This is a genomic window from Streptomyces sp. NPDC037273 (assembly GCF_055603625.1).
The window spans coordinates 1-15,402 of sequence record NZ_JBVJVO010000030.1; the positions used below are offsets into that span (position 1 = coordinate 1).

Sequence of the window (15,402 nt, forward strand, 5' to 3'; positions counted from 1 at the left end):
GTACCGCTGTGCTCAAACAGCAAACCGCCCCTGACCGAAGAACGCAATGGTCAGGGGCGGTTTCAGGAGTGCCGGTCAGTCAAGATAGTCGCGCACTATGCGGGGCTCACCGCTGTACTCAAGCTGGAAAGACGTGGTCGCCGCTCACCGCTGTGGGGTGCAATATCCTTGACTGAGATTGTCCGGAAGGATCACCCGGTGGGGGCACGCCCCACGGTATCGGATTGGGCCCCTATATAGGGGACAGGTCATCCTGGGCAGCGGACGATCTGAAGCTCGCCACGGGCGCCGGGAAGATGGTGGCGCAGCAGGTCGAGAGCTTCCCCTTCGGTGAGGGCTCTCGGGTCGTGGGCTACGCGGACACAGGTGGCGAACTCCTTGAAGACCATCTTCACGCCGGCATCGAGTGCGGCCTGCTGGATGCGTACCTCGACCATGAGGTTGTCCCCTTCCCCCGCGCTCCTTTCGGGCACGTTTCATCGCACGCGCGTTCGAGCGCTGGGAGCACCGTTACTCTACGCCTTCACGGTGCTTCCGGGGAGTGAATCCGATGGATTGACCTGCACGGATCAACTGACGGTCGGTTACTCTGCGCATCCATAGAACGTCATCGCTGCTCTTCCCGTTCCCAACTGTCCAGCACCTCACGCGTCTTGGAGCCATCTGGATTGGAGCCGGGCTCGTGAATCACAGTGGCTCCCGCCACGCTTGAGACGGTGTGGTAGCCAGTGAACTGGTACGCGGCCGCAGCCTGGACGCGACGCAGCGGGATCCCAAGGCCGGCGGCAACAGCGCCCACCACCCTCGGATTGATCTTGACCGTCTCGGCGCGTTCGTAAGACGCCAACTTCCACACGGTAGTCCGGGATGGCCGGTAGCCGGTGGCCGGATCGGTGCACCCCTCATAGAGAGTGTCGATGGTGCCTCGGCCGTGGGGGGCGAGGGTGGCCATGACGAGATCCGTGAGGGTCTCGGGTGCATCGGTCGGCATCTTGTCTCCGTAGGGGGTGGTGCAGGCGTGTCGGCTCGCTTGCAGTGAGGCCATCCCCAGCGCCTGCCATTGTCCACAACTGCGGATGTGGATGGCTACGCGGCCTGCGTAAAGAGGCTGAAAACTGAGACGGGCAGGGACGACAGGGCGTCTAGCACTGCGGTACTGGACACCGTGTCACCACTGTGCTTAGCTATCCGTATCCGCAGATGCGGATGACACGGAGGTCAGATCTATGCCGGAAGACCGCTACCGCCTGCGCGACGAAGGCGTCTTAGGGCGGCTGATGAGGTCACCGGAACCGGGACATCAAGTACACACCGTGCAAACCTTGGCCAAGACTAGCGGACTGTCGGCAAGCAAGATCCGCAAACTCTTGCAGGGAACGCGCCCAACGGTGACCCGGAGGCAAGCAGAGATCATTAGCACTGCCGTCGGCGCCCCCATGGGCGCTCTTTTTCAGCCACCCTCATCCGCATCTGCGGATACAGACGACGGAGGGGACTCGATGAGTTCGAAGGATCCGCAGGTCCTACGCCTGCGAGCGCAGATCGCAGCGGAGACGAGTTGGGCGAACACGCTCGACCCGGTCGGGCGGACGGCGCCGGCGCGGGCGGCGGCGGACCGCAGGTTCACGGAGCGGGCGCGGGAGATGCACCCGAACGCGACGGAGGACCAGATCGTCCGCGTGGCGGAGCACCTGCGCAAGGCGCACATGCGCGCGATCTCGCTGAAGGCGGTGGCCGCACGGGCCGCGAAGCGCCGACAGGCGAAGGCCGCCTGACCCCCCAGAAACAGTTCGGGGCCGACGAGACCGTGCCGGGTCCCGCAGCCCCTACGAACCCACTGAATGGAGTGGATCCATGGACATCACTGTACCGACGAACTTCCCGGCGGGTGACCGTCGGACGAACCTGGTCTTGTTGGACCGCGAGGGCGACACGTGGCGGCAGGCGGGTGTCACGAAGAGCGGTGAGCCGCTGATGGTGTGCGACTCCCCGCAGGACCCGGCGGAGGCGGGTCCGGGTGAGTCGAATCCGTGGACGCCGAACGCGATCCGCGCCTGGTTCTCGCCGGTGCGCACGCTGGGCGGTGCCGCATGAGCGCCCGCGACGAGCTGTTCCGTCGTGTGACTGGGGCCTTCGTGTCGGAGGACCGCGCGAACAAGCTGATCGACGCCGTGGTCGACGAGGCCATGGCCGAGCTTCGGGCGGAGCGGCACTCGACGAACGAGGCCCTGTCCGACGCGGCCGAGCAGCTGCGAGTGCAGCGGGACCGGATCGCCGAGCTGGAGGCGTTGACGCCCGCGCCGATCCAGACCTGCCAGACCTGCGGCGCCGGATACACGTACGGCGAGGACTGCTCGAACTGCGTGTTCCAGGCCCACATGATCGCCGCTCGGCTGGCCCGCCAGCAGGAGGACCCGCACTCGTCGGACCTGCACCACGACTACGCCCTCGGCCGCGACCTGCCCACGATCCCGGGCCCGCGTGATGGGGAGGCGCTGTGACTGCCGACGAGTGGAACGAGCTGTACCCGGTGGGCACGCCGGTCATGGCCTACCCCATGGCGCGTCCCGAGCACCCAGCCTTCGACCCGGACGACCGGCTGAAGACCGTCACCCGTAGCCGCGCCTGGAACCTGGGCCACGGTGCCCCGGTCGTCGCGGTCGACGACTACTCGGGCGGCATCTACCTGACGCACGTCGACCCCCTGTCGGCCGTCCCCCGCTGCCCCCGCTGCAAGAGCACGTTCGAGGACTGCACCTGCGGGGGTGACCGATGACCGAGGCCGAGCAGCTTCTCATCGCTGCCGCCGACCTGAACCAGCAGGCCGAAAGCGCCGAGACCGCCGGACGTGCTGTCGAGATCACCGCGCCGGTCGTGCGGCATCTCGCCTTCCTCCTCGAAACGCACGGACGGCAGATCGCCCGCGCGGGCGGCATTCGGAACGCGCCGTCGGAGGCCGCTGCCGAGTACGCCCACGACATCGCCCGCATCTACCTCTTCGGAGAGACCGCATGACCGCCGCCGTCGAGCCTGTTCTCGCCCCGGAGATGCGTGACGGGATCCCGGCCGAGGTGTACCACGCGGACCGCTCGTCGATCTCTTCGTCCGGCCTGCGCGCCCTGCTCGCCCCGGGCTGCCCGGCCCAGTTCAAGTACGAGCAGGACCAGCCGCCGGCGCCGAAGAAGACGTTCGACGTGGGGCACGCCGCGCACAAGCTGGTCCTCGGTGAGGGCCCGGACCTTGAGGTCGTCGAGGGCGCCCGCTGGGACACGAAGGCCGCGAAGGCCCAGGTTGCGGAGATCCGGGAGCGCGGTGGCATCCCGCTGAAGCAGGCGGAGATGGACCAGGTCCACGCCATGGCCGCCGCGCTGCGGGCTCACCCGCTGGCCGGACCGCTGCTGGCCCCGGGCACGGGCCTGGCCGAACAGTCCCTGTACTGGACGGATCCAGCAACCGGTGTCCGCTGCCGGGTGCGACCGGACTGGCTGAAGCAGCTGCCGGGGCTGACGTTGTGCGTCGACTACAAGTCGTGCGCCGACGCCGCCCCGACCGCGGTGTCCCGGGCGATCCGGGACCACGGCTACCACCAGCAGGACGCGCTCTACGTCGACGGCATCACCGCCGTCCTGGCGCCCGACGAGGTGCGGTTCGTCTTCGTCTTCCAATCCAAAGCCGCCCCGTACCTGATCACCGTGCGGGAACTCCACCAGCAGGACCGCGACATCGGCCGCGCCCGCAACGAACGTGCGCTGCGCGTCTACGCCGAGTGCGAGTCCACCGGCATCTGGCCCGACTGGACCGGGCCCACTACCGAAATCCCGCAGATCGGCATGCCCTCCTGGGACACCATCCGCCAGGCCGAGGAGTACCTCCAGTGACCGAAATCGCCACCCGCGAAACGACGCCCGTCGCCGTCCCCGCCAACCAGCCCATCGACTCCTCCCTGGAAAAGTGGGCCCGCGAAGCCGCCGCCATCTCCGGCATCGCCCAGGCCATCGCCGGTACCACCCTCGCCGGGGCGTACCGCGGCAAGCGTGACGAGATCGTCGCCGTCGTCCTCGCTGGCCACGAGCTCGGTCTCCAGCCGATGACGTCGCTCAAGTCCATCGACGTCATCCAGGGCCAGCCCGCGCTGAGGGCGCACGCCATGCGCGGCATCGTCCAGCGGCAGGGCCACGAGGTCGAGGTCGTCGAGTCCACCGACACCCTGTGCATCATGCGGGGCCGCCGGAAGGGCTCCGAGGCATGGCAGGAGGTCGTCTGGGACATTCCGCGCGCCAGGCTGCTGGGGCTCCTCAACAAGGACCAGTGGAAGAAGCAGCCGAAGACCATGCTGATCGCCCGCGCGACGGGCGAGATCTGCCGGCTGATCGCCTCGGATGCCCTGCACGGCATGCCGTACGTGTCCGAGGAGCTGGAGGGAACGGTCCACGCCGAGGTCGTCCCGCAGCAGGCGCCGCTCAGCATCGCCGCGGTCACCGGCCCCAGCACGATGCCGGTCGCCCCGCCCCCGGTGGACTCCTCTTACACGGTGACCCGCGACGACACGGCGGCGGACGACTGGGACCAGGACGCCATCGACGGGTCCGTCGACTGGCCCGAGACCGCACAGCCCGGCAACGGGGCGGTGGCGTGATGCGCTTCCCCTTCATCTCACGCCGCCGTGCGCAGGCCAACGTGGACCTCGCCGTGACGGCCGTGTGGCACCTCGTTGACGAGGCCGAAGCGGCCACGTGTGAGGCTCGCATTGAGCAGCGGCAGGCTGAAGCGCGACTGGCCTCCGAGCAGAAGCTGCGCCGTCGGGCCGTGGCCTTCGTCGAGCAGGCCGAGGGACGCCGCGACACGGACGGCTACCGCCTGGCCCGCGCGCTGCGGGCCGTGGCCATCCTGCGGGCTGAGGCCGCGGTCCAGCGCCGGGTGGTCGCCCGTCTGACGGACCAACTGTTGGACGCGACCGGCTACCAGGCTGAGCCGCTCCTGCCGGAAGGCCGCCGTGTGCTCGACCTCGACAAGGAGGACGTCGCGTGACCACTCCTACTCCCGTGCTGGGGATGACCACCCTCCCCAGCACGGGCACCAACTGGCAGGCCTACGGCCTGTGCCGGCAGGTCGACCCCGAGCTGTTCTTCCCCGGCACCGGCGAACCCACCGCCGAACCCGTCCGCATCTGCACCGGCTGCACGGTCCGCGCGCAGTGCCTTGAGTGGGCGCTCAAGTACAACGAGCGCGGCATCTGGGGCGGCACCACCACCGCCGAGCGCCGTCGCATCCTCCGCGACCGCCAGGACGCGCCGGCCCCGCTCGTCGACCCGGTTAAGGCCAGCCGCGACCAGACGATCCGGCGCCTCACCGCCGAGGGCCATTCGGCAGGCGAGATCGCCGAGCGGCTCGGCTGTACCAAGCGGACCGTCGTCCGCGCCAGAACGGCGGTGGCTGCGTAATGGACCCCCGAGGCACCAGCACCACGAAGGCCCCCGATTGGCGGGCCCAGGCCGCCTGTCTGTTCCTCGCCGAGGACGGCTACGAGGACCTGATGTTCCCGGACCCGGGCAACAAGCCGGCCGTGGACTTCGCGAAGCGGGTCTGTGATCCGTGCCCGGTCTGGGAGGCGTGTCTCCGCGATGCGCTCCAGGACGAGGGCGGAAGAACGAAGGACAACCGGTTCGGGATTCGCGGAGGCCTGACCCCGTCCCAACGGCACGGCATCCACGTCCGTAGCCGCGCCCGCCTGCAAGCCGCCTGACCCCCGCCCGGGGCCACCGCGCCCCGGGCCCCGATCCACCCTCCCCGCACTGATCGAGAGAAGGCCAGCGTTGAGCGTCGAAGCCACTGTGTGGGCGCTGAAGTTCGCCCCGCCGATGCCGCCGCAGTACCTCGGCACGCTCCTCGGCCTGGCTGACCACGCCGACTCCAAGGGCCGCGGCGCCTACCCCTCGATTCCCACCCTCGCCGCCTACACCTGCAAGTCCGAGCGATCCGTACAGCGCGACCTCAAGGGCCTGAAGGACGGTGGTCTGATCCGCAGCGGGGACGAGTCGCTCGTCGCGCACATCCCGTCCGACCGCCGGCCCGAGGTGTACGACCTGGCGATCGAGCGTGTGGTGCCGGGCGGACGGGCTGGCGACGAGGAGGCTCGGGCCGCGGTGGCGAAGCTCGCCTCGTCCCGAGCGCGGGGCGGAAAGAAGACCGGGGTGACGCCCACGTCACCTCGACGGGGTGACGCCCACGTCACCACCGGGGTGACGCCCACGTCCGAACGGGGTGACGTGGACGTCGCGAACGGGGTGACGCCCACGTCACCCAAACCATCCTTTGAACCACCCACTAACCCCCCGATGAACCAGGGGGGGTACGGGGTGACGCCCACGTCACCCCGTACCGCACCCATCGACGACGACGGCTTCACCCTCACCGACTCGATGCGCCGCTGGGCCCTCGACACCTTCGGCCCCAACCTCGACATCGACCACGAGACCGCCCTCTTCGTCGACCACCACCGCGCCAACTACAGCCGCCGTCCCAACTGGCCGGCCGAGTGGCAGAAGTGGATCCGCCGCTCCGCCAAGTGGGCGTCCGAGCGAGCCACCAGGCCCCCGCTGCGCGCCGTCTCCGGCGGCTACCAGCCCTGGACCAACCCCGACGACCAGTCCGCCTACTACGACCCCATGTGAGCCCTTCATGGACATCACCCCGCCGGTCGACCTCACGGCCGACAACTTCCACCAGCTCCTCGCCGACCGCGGCCTCACCGCCGAACAGCTCAACACCCGGGACGGCGACCCGTTCAGCGAAATGAACCTCATCCGCCGAGCCATCACCCACGCCCGCAAGACCACCCCGTTCATCTACCGCAACGCCCTCGCCACCCTCCCCGAGACCGCAGCGTGGCTCCAGGAGCTCACCACCCAGACCCGCGCCGAGCAGGAACGCCGGGACGCCATCACCCCCACCCTCACCAACGGCCGCAGCCTGCTCCTCCTCGGCCCCACCGGCGTCGGCAAAACCCACCAGGCCTACGGCACCCTCCGCGCCCTCGCCGTCACCGGCATCACCGCCACCTGGACCGCCACCTCCAGCGCCGACATGTACGCCGCCCTCCGCCCCCGCACCGGCATCGACAGCGAAACCGAGTTCCGGAAGTACGCCCACGCCCGGCTCCTCCTTGTCGACGACCTCGGCGCCGCCAAAGCCACCGAGTGGACCGAAGAGATCAACTTCCGGCTCGTCAACCACCGCTACGAGAACCAGCTCCCCACCCTCTTCACCAGCAACGTGCTCCCCAAGCAGCTCGCCGACCGCCTCGGCGACCGCGTCGCATCCCGCCTCACCGAGATGTGCGACCGCGTCGTCATCACCGGCACCGACCGCCGCAGGAAGGACGCCGCATGACCGACATCACCGAGGCAGACATCGCCGCCATCCGGCAGCAGAACGACCTCAAGACCTTCATGAAGGACATCGCCGCCCAAGCCGCCACCCGCTGCGCCGAGCGCGTCCGCCTCGTCGCCCGCCACCCCGACCTCGTCCAGCAGATCGCCGACACGCTCGGCCACCCGAACTGGAACGGCTACCTCGCCCCCGACACCGACTGCACTGGCCGCATCAACACCAGCCCCATCCGCCGCCGCCTCGTCGCCATCCTCGCCGAGGCCGAGCAGCGCGCCGGCCAGCAGCAGGCCGCCGCATGACCGCGGCCCCCAACCCCCAGCCGCTCGACCCGCACCTCGCCTACGAGGAATGGCCCGACGGCACGTTCGGCGGCACCCGCACCAACCACAGCTGGACCCCCGCCGAGCAGGCCGCCCACCGCGCCGACCTCGAAACGGCCCTCCGCACCCCCGCCGCCTGACCCGCCCACCACGAAGGAGACCCCGTGCCCGACCGCCCCCGCCTCGGCAGCCTCTGCACCGGCTACGGCGGCCTCGACCAGGCCGTGCAGCGGGTGTTCGGCGGCACCGTCGCCTGGACCTCGGATATTGACCCCGGCGCCGCCCGCATCATCGCCCACCGCATGCCCGGGGTCCCGAACCTCGGAGATCTCACCGCCACCGACTGGCAGGCCGTCCTCGATCAGCACGGGCCCGTCGACATCGTCACCGGCGGCTACCCGTGCCAGCCCTTCAGCGTCGCCGGCCGACGGAAAGGAACCGAAGATGACCGCCACATCTGGCCGTACATCGCAGACGCCCTTCGCGTTCTACGACCCCGAGTCGCGATCTTTGAGAACGTCTCAGGTCACCTTCGACTGGGATTCGACACCGTCCTCGCCGACCTTGCCCGCCTCGGGTTCGATGCGGAGTGGTGCCTTGTACGCGCATCGGAGGTCGGCGCTCCCCACCGCCGTGAGCGGCTCTTCATCCTCGCCACTGCTCAAGACCCCGACGGCACAGCTCGCGGTCAACGGCGGGTCGCAACACCCGGACAAACGGAAAGCCGGGGGGCACGGGCCAACACTGGCGGACGAGGTGGAACACCTGCTGCCGACACCGGCTGCCCGGGACTGGAAGTCCGGACAGTCGAACTTGATCGGGACGAACGCCAGGCTGCTGAACGAGGTGGCCGTGAACCTGCTGCCGACGCCGACAGTGGCGGACTCCCGGGGCACCCGGAACGCCACAGCGGGCCGGAAGACGGACAACCCGAGCGTGAACTTGGGCTGGACACTCACGGACATGACGCACAGCGGCCGGATTGGCGTGAGTTCGCCCCCGCCATTGCCCGCTGGGAGTCCGCCACCGGACGACGTGCCCCGTGGGCAACTGACGATCGACGCCGCCTGAGCCCCCAGTTCGTCGAGTGGCTCATGGGCCTCGACGCCGACCACGTCACCGACGTTCCCGGCCTCACCCGCACCCAGCAGCTCAAGGCCCTCGGCAACGGGGTCGTTCCGCAGCAGGCCGAGGCCGCCATCCGGCACCTGTACGCCCGCGCCACCGCCTGACCCCGCACGCAAGCCGGCCCCGCTCGCAGGGAGCGCGAGCGGGACCACCCACAGCATCCCACCACCAAGGAGCAGCAGACATGACCGACCTCTTCGCCGACCCGACTCCCTGCGCCAGCACCTCACTGCACGGCAGCCACACCTGCGTCCTCCACCAGGGCCACACGGGCCTGCATGCCAACAAGACGCTCGCCGAGGTCACGCCGAACGGCGAGCGCATCGTCTGGCAGATCCTCGGCGTCACCGACGACGCCGTGTGCGGCAACGAGTTTGACGGCGAGGAGTGCGAGCTGGAGCCCGGCCACGCGGGCGGCCACATCGCGGGAAACCTCGGCTGGTCCTACGGCCGCGCGGCCGCCTCGTACCGCACCGCCTGACCTTCACCCCGTCGGGGCCGTCCACGGGCGGCCCCCACCACCAGGAGCCACCACCATGACCGAGCAGACCGCCGACCTCCGCGACGAGATCGCTGAGGCCCTCATGTCCTGGGCCGAGCGCAACGCCAACCCCCAGTACGCCTCACTGCGCCGCCCTGAGACCGTCCGACAGAACGCCTACGGCCGCGCCGACGCCGTGCTGGCCGTCCTCGCCGCCCGCCAGGCCACCCCGCACGCCTGCGACAACTGCGACGGCATCGACCCGGCATCCTGCCTCAACACCCCGGACCGAGCCGCCCGCCAGACCACCGGACAGGCCACATGCGGGGCCGCACTGTGCGGCAGCCGTTCCCTGCCCATCTCTACCGGCGAAGTGGTGCGGTGCGTGCTCCACACCGGGCACGCCGGACAGTGCCAGAGCGCCGTCGAGCACCCCTATGTGTCGTGGCCCAACCCGTCGCACGGCGTGTGGAACACCGACGCCGACGCGTTGATGGGCGAGATGTCTACCCGCGCGATGGACCGGCTCTTCCCCGACCGAGCCGCGCAGGCGCAAGCCGCGAAGGAGAAGGAGCGCGCCGAGCACCGGGCGGCCGTTTTCCGCGATGCCGCCGACGCCATCGAGCAGCGACAGGACCAGCTCGACGCCGAGGAACGCGCCGAATACGGCGCGCTGGACCGCGACACCGAGCTCCAGGGCGAAGCCACACGCAGCATGGCCGCCATGCTCCGCCAGAAGGCCGAGGAGGCCCGCTCATGACCCGCATCTGCCGCCACCAGCTCCGTGTCGTGCCCCACGCGCCACAGTGGCTTGCCTGCGACGCCTGCCACGCCGACTTCCCCCACCGAGACGACTGCCCCGGCATCGACACGACCGTCTGCGTCCTGTTCTGCCAGACGCCAGAGGCCGCTCGGCAGGAGATCGCCGCCCTCGAAGTCCAGTACGCGCTGCCCGCCGCACAGACCGGAGACGCCCGATGACCCAGCCCCCGGAGCCCGCCCCCCGCCACCCCCACGACCGGGCCGACGAAGACGACGACCGGCCCGTCGAGACCCTCGACCCCGGGGAGTACCTGTGACCCAGCGCATCGCCCTCGACGAGATGACCAGGGACCAGCTCGACCAGCTGTACGCCACCGTCCAGCGCCTCAACCGGCGTGCCCAGGCCGCCGAGTCCAAGCTCGCCGCCTACGAGCGCGCCGTCGCCGAGTGGGACGTCAGCGAACGCGGCACCTACATCCCACACGCCTCGCTGGTCGCTATCGGCCGGACTGCCGGAACGGACGTTCTCGGCAGCGTGCGACACCTCAAGCACTTCCAGCGGGTCGACCAGGCCGAGGCCACCCTCAACGCCGTCCGCGCCATCGCCACCCGGATGCACGACTGGGACGGCGAACACCCCGCCGTCAGTAAGTGGGCCGACGAACTCCGCGACCTCCTCGACCAGCACGGCCAGACCCCCAAGGAGCGCACGTGATCCAGCCCGGCCAGATTTACCAGTCCGTCACTCCGACCCGCAGGTACCCCCACCCGGAATTCCGCCGTATCAAGGTCGTTAGCACGCCCATCACAATCCCCGGCGTCTACGGCTACGGCAAGGTCGAAGTCGTCACCGTGACCACCGCCGGCCGCGAAGTCCGACGGCGCTCCGTCGAAGCCAGTGAGCTCCACACCTCGCCCCTCACCGCCAATGGTCACCCCCGCCGCACCGGCTACGTGCTGGAGAACGGCCAGACCCCCGCGTAACCCCAGACACGACAAAACCCCCGCCCGGAATGTCCCGGTGCGGGGGCTACGCGCATGCGGCCGGCTACTCGGCGCGGAGCAGCAGCTTGCGGATGTGCTCCCGCGTCCACCCCGTAATCGCCGCCACACGGGCCTGCGCGCCCCGCTCCTCCGTCGACCGAAGCGTCGCCACCACCACGGCCTGAAGATCGGCCCGCGCAGCTTCCAGCGCCGCCTCAGCCTTCCGGTACCGCCGCGCCGCGGCTTCAAGGTCAGTGGTGTCCATGCCGGTCATGATGCCACGCACCTGGCCGTACAGGTAGGCCAACCCGGTTGACAATGCGGAACAAGGTTGGCCATCATGGTTGGCATGAAGTCGACCTTACGGGAGGCCCCCATGCACCGCAGCCAGGAAGACGAAGCCCTCCGCCAGACCCGCCTCACCGAGCACACCCGCGGCGGCCTCCGCTTCATCGCCGACAAGCTCGCGCACATCAAGCCCGGCCACCTCATGACCGAAGACCAGCGGCTCGCCATCGCCCTCACCGCCGCCCACACCATCCGCGACGGCCACCCCGGACGCGACATCGACGAGCTGGAACTCCACCTCCTCCGCCGCATGCCCTACACCGACGGCAAGACCGTCACAAGGGGCGAGTACGCCCTCTGGCTCCACAAGACCTCGTGGAGCGCCTGATGCGCACCCGCACCCGCCGCGACTACGTCCTGTGGGGTGCACTCGCCTGCACCCTCGTCGGCACCGCGCACGCCGAGTACACCCTCGCCGTCGCCACCGGAGTGCACCCCTGGGTCGCCGCCTGCGTACCCGGCGCACTCGACCTGTACGTCATCCGCGCACTCCAAGTCCGACGCGACGTGTTCCTCGCCGTACTCGTCATGTGCGCCGTCAACGTCGCCTCCCACCTCGTCACCGCCGGCGTACTCACCGTCGGGTGGGAACTGATCTCCGCCGTGGGTGCGCTCGCACCCCTCGTCCTCTGGCGAGTGCATGCCCTGTGGCACACCCGCACCCGCAAGGAGCTCCTCTGGGGCGTCCCCGCGGGCACCCGGGAGCTCGTGGAGAGTGCACCCGCACCCGAGCCCATCGAGGACGCACCCGAACCGTCTGAGGTGCACCCGGAGCAGCCCACACCCGACCCGGAGCCTGCACCCGAACCACCCAAGTGCGAACACGGCTGGCCCCTCGACTGGGAGTGCACCGAGTGCAACCCCGCACCCGAACCGGAGGAGGAAGAGGAGGAGGACGAAGCCGCACCCGACGAGGACGACACCGACGCCGAGTTCATGCCCGCCGCCCGCCGCCATTGGAACGACGTCAAGGCCAAGACAGGTGCACCCCCGAGTGCGCGCTCCCTCAAAGCCGCACTCGCCGTCGGTCAGACCCGCGCCACCCGCATCCGCACCCGCCTCATCAAGGAGTCCACGGAGGTGCACTCATGATCTGGGCCACGCTCGGCGGCGTCACCATCGGACTCGCCCTCCTCATCCGCCACCTCATCCAGTGGTGGCCCGGAATCAAGAGCCTCCAGGCCGCGCCCCTCCAGCACGTGGGACGCCTCCTGCCATTCCTCGCCGCCTGGTGCTATGGCGCCCTCGCCATCCTCACCGTCGGCGGTCTCATCGGCTGGTTCGCCGACACCACCCTGTGGATCACCAACTGGTTGGGAGACGCCGCGTTGGTCTGGGGCGTCGGTGGGCAGGCCGGCGTCACCTCCCGTGGGTCCGGCTACCTGCCGCTCACCCAGACCGGCGGCGCCATCGTCCTGCTGATGACCGTGGCCCTAGTGGCTGCGGTGAAGAAGTCCAGCCGCGGCCAGGACTTGAAGGCAGGGGCCTGGTGCGGAATCTGCCTCGGCACCTCGGCCGGCATTGCTGGGTTCGCCGCCGTGCCCCTCGCCCAGGCAGCCAACACGATCGGCGCCACCGTGTACGGGGCCATCGCATGACCAGCGTTGAGACGCCCGTGGAGGAGCCGCAGGGCCCCTCCCGGGCGGCCGGCGGATGCGTCCTTGTCGGCCTCGGTGGGGGCGCGCTGGCGGCCGTGTTCGCCGTCTCGCCGGACGCGGGAGCCCTCACTGTATGGGGCCTCGGCGGGGCGGCTGTCTGGTGGGCCGTGCGACGTGTGCCCCGTACAGCTAACCCCGCTCCCCCACCGCCCTCAGAAGGGGCTGCCGAGAAGAAACCCCTGTTCAGCGTCGTGGACGACCCGGACAACCCCAACCGCTCTCACGTCATCTGGCACGCCCGAGAGGAGGCCTGACCATGGCCCTGCGACAGCCCAAGCCCGCGCCCGACGACCCCCGCCTCCAGGGCCACGAGACCGTGTACATCAGCAGCCGAGGCGGCCACTACCCGCCCGAGCAGAAACCCGTTCCTGGCACACCGAAGAAGGGATGATGGCGGCATGGACAACCTCTTCGGGATCAGCGCCGCCATCGTTGGACTGACCATCGGCGGAGGCCTCTTCCTTCTGCTCTGGAAGTTCGTCCGCTGAAGTCGTGGCGGCCGTAGGCCCGACTGTCAGTGCCCGCGCGTACCGTAGGACCATCCGTGGCTGCTCTCGGACCCAGCCCCGCCCCCGGCGTGATGCACCGGACGGCGGGGCTTCCACGTCCCTGACGCCACATGGCAGGATGCCCCGACACGCACCAAGGGGGCTCATGAACTACTACGTCGAGAAGCGCGGCGCGAACCACGGCCTGCACCTCGTCCTCACCTTCCTCACCTGCGGTCTGTGGGCCATCACCGGCTGGCCCATCGCGGCCGCTATGGGACGCAAGCGGACCTATCGGGGACCGGCACAGCCGCAGTACTACCCGCAGTACATGCCGCCCCCGCAGCAGCCGCCGCTGGGCCAGTACCCGCCACCCGGCTACCCGCCCCAGCCCGGCCCGTACGGCGCGCCGCCCCGCCGATAGCCAGACACCTGACCCCACACGGGTGCATACTCGAAACGCCTGCCGAGACAAGGCCCGAGCCAGGTGACTGGCTCCTCCCGCAAGCCGTGCCCATCCCAGGGGAGCAACGCCGCGCGGGGCTAGAGGCCCTCGGAGACACGGAACGGCCCCAGTCCTCCCCCCGACTGGGGCCTTCCTGCATATGCTGGACCCAATCGAAAGGGGCCCACCATGGCAGTGCCACTTACCCCCGACAAACTCGTAGCCGCGCTCCGCGCCGAGGGCGTCACCGTCGTCGAAGTCCCCGGCTGGCGAACCAACAACCGCAACCACAAGGGCCCCTGGGGACCCGTCCACGGCACCATGCTCCACCACACCGTCACCGGCCCCAAGGTCGACGGCGTCACCCTCTGCTTCAACGGCCACAGCGCACTGCCCGGCCCCCTCTGCCACGGCGTCATCCGCCGCGACGGCACCGTCCACCTCGTCGGCAACGGACGCGCCAACCACGCCGGCGGCGGCGACCCCAAGGTCCTCGCCGCGGTGACCGCCGAGAACTACGGCACCCGGCCACCGGCGCCCACCAAGCACGAAGGCTCCGCCGGGGCAGCCGACGGGAACCAGGCGTTCTACGGCTGGGAGTGCGAGAACGAAGGCGACGGCGAGGACCCGTGGCCCAAGGCCCAGGTCGAGGCGATGGTGCGGGTGTCAGCTGCCCTGTCGCGGGCACACCAGTGGACGGAGAAGTCCGCGATCGGGCACCTGGAGTGGTCGGATTGGAAGAGCGATCCGAAGGGTCCTGACAACGTTGTCAGCATGCCGGGCCTCCGCGCCCGCATCGCCGACCGTCTCGCCCACCCCGCCAACTGGAACCCCGGCACCACCCCGAAACCCCCCGCCCCAAAGCCGCCCACGGAGAACGCCATGGCCCTCTCGGACGCCGACATCAACCGCATCGCCATCGCCGTCACACGAGCCAACCAGGGATACCGCAACCAGGCCTCCAACGACGCCTCCAAGGCAGCCGGCCACGGCCCCATCCCCGACGCCTACGGCTACCTCACCCTCACCCACGGACTCGTGACCGCCCTCACCAACGAGTTGAAGACCCTCCGCACCGAGGTCGCGGCCCTCCGGCGAGAGAGCGGCCAGTGACCACCCCCGAGACCGGCATCGTCATCTCACTGCCGGAGATCTACGCCGAAGTCCGCAACCTCGGCAAGACCCTCGGCCGCGTTGAGAACACCCTCACCACCCACGTCGCCGACTGCATCGAACGCGACCGCAGACGCGATACCCAGTTCGACGACCACGAGATCCGCATACGCGCCGACGAAGCCAACCGCTGGCCCCGCGCCAACGTCGTCGCACTCGCCACCGTCACAGGCGCCGCAGCAGCCCTCGCCGCCCTGTTCATCACCCGCTGAGAAGGGAGCACCCC

Annotated in this window: 30 protein-coding genes; 27 read left to right on the top strand and 3 right to left on the bottom strand. The window is 69.8% G+C overall.

Features of this window, described 5'->3' with window-relative positions:
* Positions 1-248 precede the first annotated feature (248 nt).
* Both ACZ7G1_RS38230 and ACZ7G1_RS38235 read right to left on the bottom strand, forming a co-directional pair.
* A complete protein-coding gene (locus ACZ7G1_RS38230; protein WP_470882085.1) occupies positions 249-437 on the bottom strand; it encodes a hypothetical protein in 189 nt (62 codons plus the stop codon).
* A gap of 170 nt (positions 438-607) precedes the next feature.
* Positions 608-991 carry a hypothetical protein gene (locus ACZ7G1_RS38235; RefSeq protein ID WP_470882086.1) on the bottom strand — a complete coding sequence of 128 codons (384 nt, stop codon included), beginning with the start codon at positions 989-991 and terminating at the stop codon, positions 608-610.
* A 508-nt stretch (positions 992-1,499) separates the two neighbouring features.
* Here ACZ7G1_RS38235 and ACZ7G1_RS38240 point away from each other — a divergent pair.
* From ACZ7G1_RS38240 to ACZ7G1_RS38335, 20 genes are all read left to right on the top strand, one after another.
* Positions 1,500-1,775, top strand: coding sequence for a hypothetical protein (locus ACZ7G1_RS38240; RefSeq protein ID WP_470882088.1), 276 nt, complete (start codon positions 1,500-1,502; stop codon positions 1,773-1,775).
* 79 nt (positions 1,776-1,854) lie between these two features.
* On the top strand, positions 1,855-2,094 hold the full coding sequence (locus ACZ7G1_RS38245; RefSeq protein WP_470882089.1) for a hypothetical protein: 240 nt from the start codon (positions 1,855-1,857) through the stop codon (positions 2,092-2,094).
* Entirely contained in the window at positions 2,091-2,501 is a 411-nt protein-coding gene (locus tag ACZ7G1_RS38250) for a hypothetical protein (protein WP_470882090.1), read from the top strand. The genes ACZ7G1_RS38245 and ACZ7G1_RS38250 overlap by 4 nt, the downstream gene beginning before the upstream one ends.
* The gene (locus ACZ7G1_RS38255; protein WP_470882091.1) at positions 2,498-2,776 is read left to right on the top strand and encodes a hypothetical protein; all 279 of its coding nucleotides are present in this window, start codon (positions 2,498-2,500) and stop codon (positions 2,774-2,776) included. The genes ACZ7G1_RS38250 and ACZ7G1_RS38255 overlap by 4 nt, the downstream gene beginning before the upstream one ends.
* Positions 2,773-3,015, top strand: a complete 243-nt coding sequence (locus ACZ7G1_RS38260; RefSeq protein ID WP_470882093.1) for a hypothetical protein — start codon at positions 2,773-2,775, stop codon at positions 3,013-3,015. The genes ACZ7G1_RS38255 and ACZ7G1_RS38260 overlap by 4 nt, the downstream gene beginning before the upstream one ends.
* Complete coding sequence (locus tag ACZ7G1_RS38265) at positions 3,012-3,878, top strand: PD-(D/E)XK nuclease-like domain-containing protein (RefSeq protein WP_470882094.1); 867 nt, start codon at positions 3,012-3,014, stop codon at positions 3,876-3,878. Before ACZ7G1_RS38260 ends, ACZ7G1_RS38265 begins: the two co-directional genes overlap by 4 nt.
* Positions 3,875-4,636, top strand: coding sequence for a hypothetical protein (locus ACZ7G1_RS38270; protein ID WP_470882096.1), 762 nt, complete (start codon positions 3,875-3,877; stop codon positions 4,634-4,636). The genes ACZ7G1_RS38265 and ACZ7G1_RS38270 overlap by 4 nt, the downstream gene beginning before the upstream one ends.
* Positions 4,633-5,028, top strand: a complete 396-nt coding sequence (locus ACZ7G1_RS38275) for a hypothetical protein (RefSeq protein WP_470882097.1) — start codon at positions 4,633-4,635, stop codon at positions 5,026-5,028. Before ACZ7G1_RS38270 ends, ACZ7G1_RS38275 begins: the two co-directional genes overlap by 4 nt.
* Positions 5,025-5,441, top strand: a complete 417-nt coding sequence (locus ACZ7G1_RS38280) for a WhiB family transcriptional regulator (protein WP_470882099.1) — start codon at positions 5,025-5,027, stop codon at positions 5,439-5,441. Before ACZ7G1_RS38275 ends, ACZ7G1_RS38280 begins: the two co-directional genes overlap by 4 nt.
* Positions 5,441-5,743: a WhiB family transcriptional regulator gene (locus tag ACZ7G1_RS38285; protein ID WP_470882101.1), complete on the top strand. Its 303-nt coding sequence runs from the start codon at positions 5,441-5,443 to the stop codon at positions 5,741-5,743. The genes ACZ7G1_RS38280 and ACZ7G1_RS38285 overlap by 1 nt, the downstream gene beginning before the upstream one ends.
* A 70-nt stretch (positions 5,744-5,813) precedes the next feature.
* Positions 5,814-6,671, top strand: a complete 858-nt coding sequence (locus ACZ7G1_RS38290; protein ID WP_470882103.1) for a helix-turn-helix domain-containing protein — start codon at positions 5,814-5,816, stop codon at positions 6,669-6,671.
* Between the two features lie 7 nt (positions 6,672-6,678).
* Positions 6,679-7,389 (top strand): ATP-binding protein, encoded by a 711-nt coding sequence (locus ACZ7G1_RS38295; protein ID WP_470882105.1) that lies wholly within the window; start codon positions 6,679-6,681, stop codon positions 7,387-7,389.
* On the top strand, positions 7,386-7,688 hold the full coding sequence (locus ACZ7G1_RS38300) for a hypothetical protein (RefSeq protein ID WP_470882107.1): 303 nt from the start codon (positions 7,386-7,388) through the stop codon (positions 7,686-7,688). The genes ACZ7G1_RS38295 and ACZ7G1_RS38300 overlap by 4 nt, the downstream gene beginning before the upstream one ends.
* Positions 7,685-7,849, top strand: a complete 165-nt coding sequence (locus tag ACZ7G1_RS38305; RefSeq protein WP_470882109.1) for a hypothetical protein — start codon at positions 7,685-7,687, stop codon at positions 7,847-7,849. Before ACZ7G1_RS38300 ends, ACZ7G1_RS38305 begins: the two co-directional genes overlap by 4 nt.
* Positions 7,850-7,873: 24 nt before the next feature.
* A complete protein-coding gene (locus ACZ7G1_RS38310; RefSeq protein ID WP_470882110.1) occupies positions 7,874-8,941 on the top strand; it encodes a DNA cytosine methyltransferase in 1,068 nt (355 codons plus the stop codon).
* Between the two features lie 80 nt (positions 8,942-9,021).
* A complete protein-coding gene (locus ACZ7G1_RS38315) occupies positions 9,022-9,318 on the top strand; it encodes a hypothetical protein (RefSeq protein WP_470882112.1) in 297 nt (98 codons plus the stop codon).
* A 55-nt stretch (positions 9,319-9,373) separates the two neighbouring features.
* On the top strand, positions 9,374-10,078 hold the full coding sequence (locus tag ACZ7G1_RS38320) for a hypothetical protein (RefSeq protein ID WP_470882113.1): 705 nt from the start codon (positions 9,374-9,376) through the stop codon (positions 10,076-10,078).
* The gene (locus ACZ7G1_RS38325) at positions 10,075-10,299 is read left to right on the top strand and encodes a hypothetical protein (protein ID WP_470882115.1); all 225 of its coding nucleotides are present in this window, start codon (positions 10,075-10,077) and stop codon (positions 10,297-10,299) included. Before ACZ7G1_RS38320 ends, ACZ7G1_RS38325 begins: the two co-directional genes overlap by 4 nt.
* 94 nt (positions 10,300-10,393) lie before the next feature.
* Positions 10,394-10,795 (top strand): hypothetical protein, encoded by a 402-nt coding sequence (locus ACZ7G1_RS38330; protein WP_470882117.1) that lies wholly within the window; start codon positions 10,394-10,396, stop codon positions 10,793-10,795.
* Positions 10,792-11,064, top strand: a complete 273-nt coding sequence (locus tag ACZ7G1_RS38335; RefSeq protein ID WP_470882118.1) for a hypothetical protein — start codon at positions 10,792-10,794, stop codon at positions 11,062-11,064. The genes ACZ7G1_RS38330 and ACZ7G1_RS38335 overlap by 4 nt, the downstream gene beginning before the upstream one ends.
* Positions 11,065-11,128: 64 nt before the next feature.
* On the opposite strand, the gene ACZ7G1_RS38340 is transcribed toward ACZ7G1_RS38335, so the two are convergent.
* Positions 11,129-11,329, bottom strand: a complete 201-nt coding sequence (locus ACZ7G1_RS38340; RefSeq protein WP_470882119.1) for a hypothetical protein — start codon at positions 11,327-11,329, stop codon at positions 11,129-11,131.
* A gap of 84 nt (positions 11,330-11,413) precedes the next feature.
* Here ACZ7G1_RS38340 and ACZ7G1_RS38345 point away from each other — a divergent pair, with 84 nt between their 5' ends.
* The 7 genes from ACZ7G1_RS38345 to ACZ7G1_RS38375 all read left to right on the top strand — a co-directional run bounded on the left by ACZ7G1_RS38345 (position 11,414) and on the right by ACZ7G1_RS38375 (position 15,388).
* Entirely contained in the window at positions 11,414-11,740 is a 327-nt protein-coding gene (locus ACZ7G1_RS38345) for a hypothetical protein (protein WP_470882120.1), read from the top strand.
* Positions 11,740-12,504, top strand: coding sequence for a hypothetical protein (locus ACZ7G1_RS38350; protein WP_470882122.1), 765 nt, complete (start codon positions 11,740-11,742; stop codon positions 12,502-12,504). Before ACZ7G1_RS38345 ends, ACZ7G1_RS38350 begins: the two co-directional genes overlap by 1 nt.
* A complete protein-coding gene (locus tag ACZ7G1_RS38355) occupies positions 12,501-13,010 on the top strand; it encodes a hypothetical protein (protein WP_470882124.1) in 510 nt (169 codons plus the stop codon). Before ACZ7G1_RS38350 ends, ACZ7G1_RS38355 begins: the two co-directional genes overlap by 4 nt.
* A 316-nt stretch (positions 13,011-13,326) precedes the next feature.
* A complete protein-coding gene (locus ACZ7G1_RS38360; protein ID WP_470882126.1) occupies positions 13,327-13,461 on the top strand; it encodes a hypothetical protein in 135 nt (44 codons plus the stop codon).
* A 263-nt stretch (positions 13,462-13,724) separates the two neighbouring features.
* Positions 13,725-13,982 carry a hypothetical protein gene (locus ACZ7G1_RS38365; protein WP_470882127.1) on the top strand — a complete coding sequence of 86 codons (258 nt, stop codon included), beginning with the start codon at positions 13,725-13,727 and terminating at the stop codon, positions 13,980-13,982.
* Positions 13,983-14,192: 210 nt separating this feature from the next.
* Positions 14,193-15,116, top strand: a complete 924-nt coding sequence (locus tag ACZ7G1_RS38370) for a peptidoglycan recognition protein family protein (RefSeq protein ID WP_470882129.1) — start codon at positions 14,193-14,195, stop codon at positions 15,114-15,116.
* Positions 15,113-15,388 (top strand): hypothetical protein, encoded by a 276-nt coding sequence (locus ACZ7G1_RS38375; protein WP_470882131.1) that lies wholly within the window; start codon positions 15,113-15,115, stop codon positions 15,386-15,388. Before ACZ7G1_RS38370 ends, ACZ7G1_RS38375 begins: the two co-directional genes overlap by 4 nt.
* Positions 15,389-15,402: the final 14 nt, after the last annotated feature.

What these genes read in the sequence shown, in the direction of transcription:
- ACZ7G1_RS38230 (WP_470882085.1), bottom strand. Translation starts at nt 437, where the DNA reads ATGGTCGAGGTACGCATCCAGCAGGCCGCACTCGATGCCGGCGTGAAG.
- ACZ7G1_RS38235 (WP_470882086.1), bottom strand. Translation starts at nt 991, where the DNA reads ATGCCGACCGATGCACCCGAGACCCTCACGGATCTCGTCATGGCCACC.
- ACZ7G1_RS38240 (WP_470882088.1), top strand. Translation starts at nt 1,500, where the DNA reads ATGAGTTCGAAGGATCCGCAGGTCCTACGCCTGCGAGCGCAGATCGCA.
- ACZ7G1_RS38245 (WP_470882089.1), top strand. Translation starts at nt 1,855, where the DNA reads ATGGACATCACTGTACCGACGAACTTCCCGGCGGGTGACCGTCGGACG.
- ACZ7G1_RS38250 (WP_470882090.1), top strand. Translation starts at nt 2,091, where the DNA reads ATGAGCGCCCGCGACGAGCTGTTCCGTCGTGTGACTGGGGCCTTCGTG.
- ACZ7G1_RS38260 (WP_470882093.1), top strand. Translation starts at nt 2,773, where the DNA reads ATGACCGAGGCCGAGCAGCTTCTCATCGCTGCCGCCGACCTGAACCAG.
- ACZ7G1_RS38265 (WP_470882094.1), top strand. Translation starts at nt 3,012, where the DNA reads ATGACCGCCGCCGTCGAGCCTGTTCTCGCCCCGGAGATGCGTGACGGG.
- ACZ7G1_RS38285 (WP_470882101.1), top strand. Translation starts at nt 5,441, where the DNA reads ATGGACCCCCGAGGCACCAGCACCACGAAGGCCCCCGATTGGCGGGCC.
- ACZ7G1_RS38295 (WP_470882105.1), top strand. Translation starts at nt 6,679, where the DNA reads ATGGACATCACCCCGCCGGTCGACCTCACGGCCGACAACTTCCACCAG.
- ACZ7G1_RS38300 (WP_470882107.1), top strand. Translation starts at nt 7,386, where the DNA reads ATGACCGACATCACCGAGGCAGACATCGCCGCCATCCGGCAGCAGAAC.
- ACZ7G1_RS38305 (WP_470882109.1), top strand. Translation starts at nt 7,685, where the DNA reads ATGACCGCGGCCCCCAACCCCCAGCCGCTCGACCCGCACCTCGCCTAC.
- ACZ7G1_RS38315 (WP_470882112.1), top strand. Translation starts at nt 9,022, where the DNA reads ATGACCGACCTCTTCGCCGACCCGACTCCCTGCGCCAGCACCTCACTG.
- ACZ7G1_RS38320 (WP_470882113.1), top strand. Translation starts at nt 9,374, where the DNA reads ATGACCGAGCAGACCGCCGACCTCCGCGACGAGATCGCTGAGGCCCTC.
- ACZ7G1_RS38325 (WP_470882115.1), top strand. Translation starts at nt 10,075, where the DNA reads ATGACCCGCATCTGCCGCCACCAGCTCCGTGTCGTGCCCCACGCGCCA.
- ACZ7G1_RS38340 (WP_470882119.1), bottom strand. Translation starts at nt 11,329, where the DNA reads ATGGACACCACTGACCTTGAAGCCGCGGCGCGGCGGTACCGGAAGGCT.
- ACZ7G1_RS38345 (WP_470882120.1), top strand. Translation starts at nt 11,414, where the DNA reads ATGAAGTCGACCTTACGGGAGGCCCCCATGCACCGCAGCCAGGAAGAC.
- ACZ7G1_RS38350 (WP_470882122.1), top strand. Translation starts at nt 11,740, where the DNA reads ATGCGCACCCGCACCCGCCGCGACTACGTCCTGTGGGGTGCACTCGCC.
- ACZ7G1_RS38355 (WP_470882124.1), top strand. Translation starts at nt 12,501, where the DNA reads ATGATCTGGGCCACGCTCGGCGGCGTCACCATCGGACTCGCCCTCCTC.
- ACZ7G1_RS38360 (WP_470882126.1), top strand. Translation starts at nt 13,327, where the DNA reads ATGGCCCTGCGACAGCCCAAGCCCGCGCCCGACGACCCCCGCCTCCAG.
- ACZ7G1_RS38365 (WP_470882127.1), top strand. Translation starts at nt 13,725, where the DNA reads ATGAACTACTACGTCGAGAAGCGCGGCGCGAACCACGGCCTGCACCTC.
- ACZ7G1_RS38370 (WP_470882129.1), top strand. Translation starts at nt 14,193, where the DNA reads ATGGCAGTGCCACTTACCCCCGACAAACTCGTAGCCGCGCTCCGCGCC.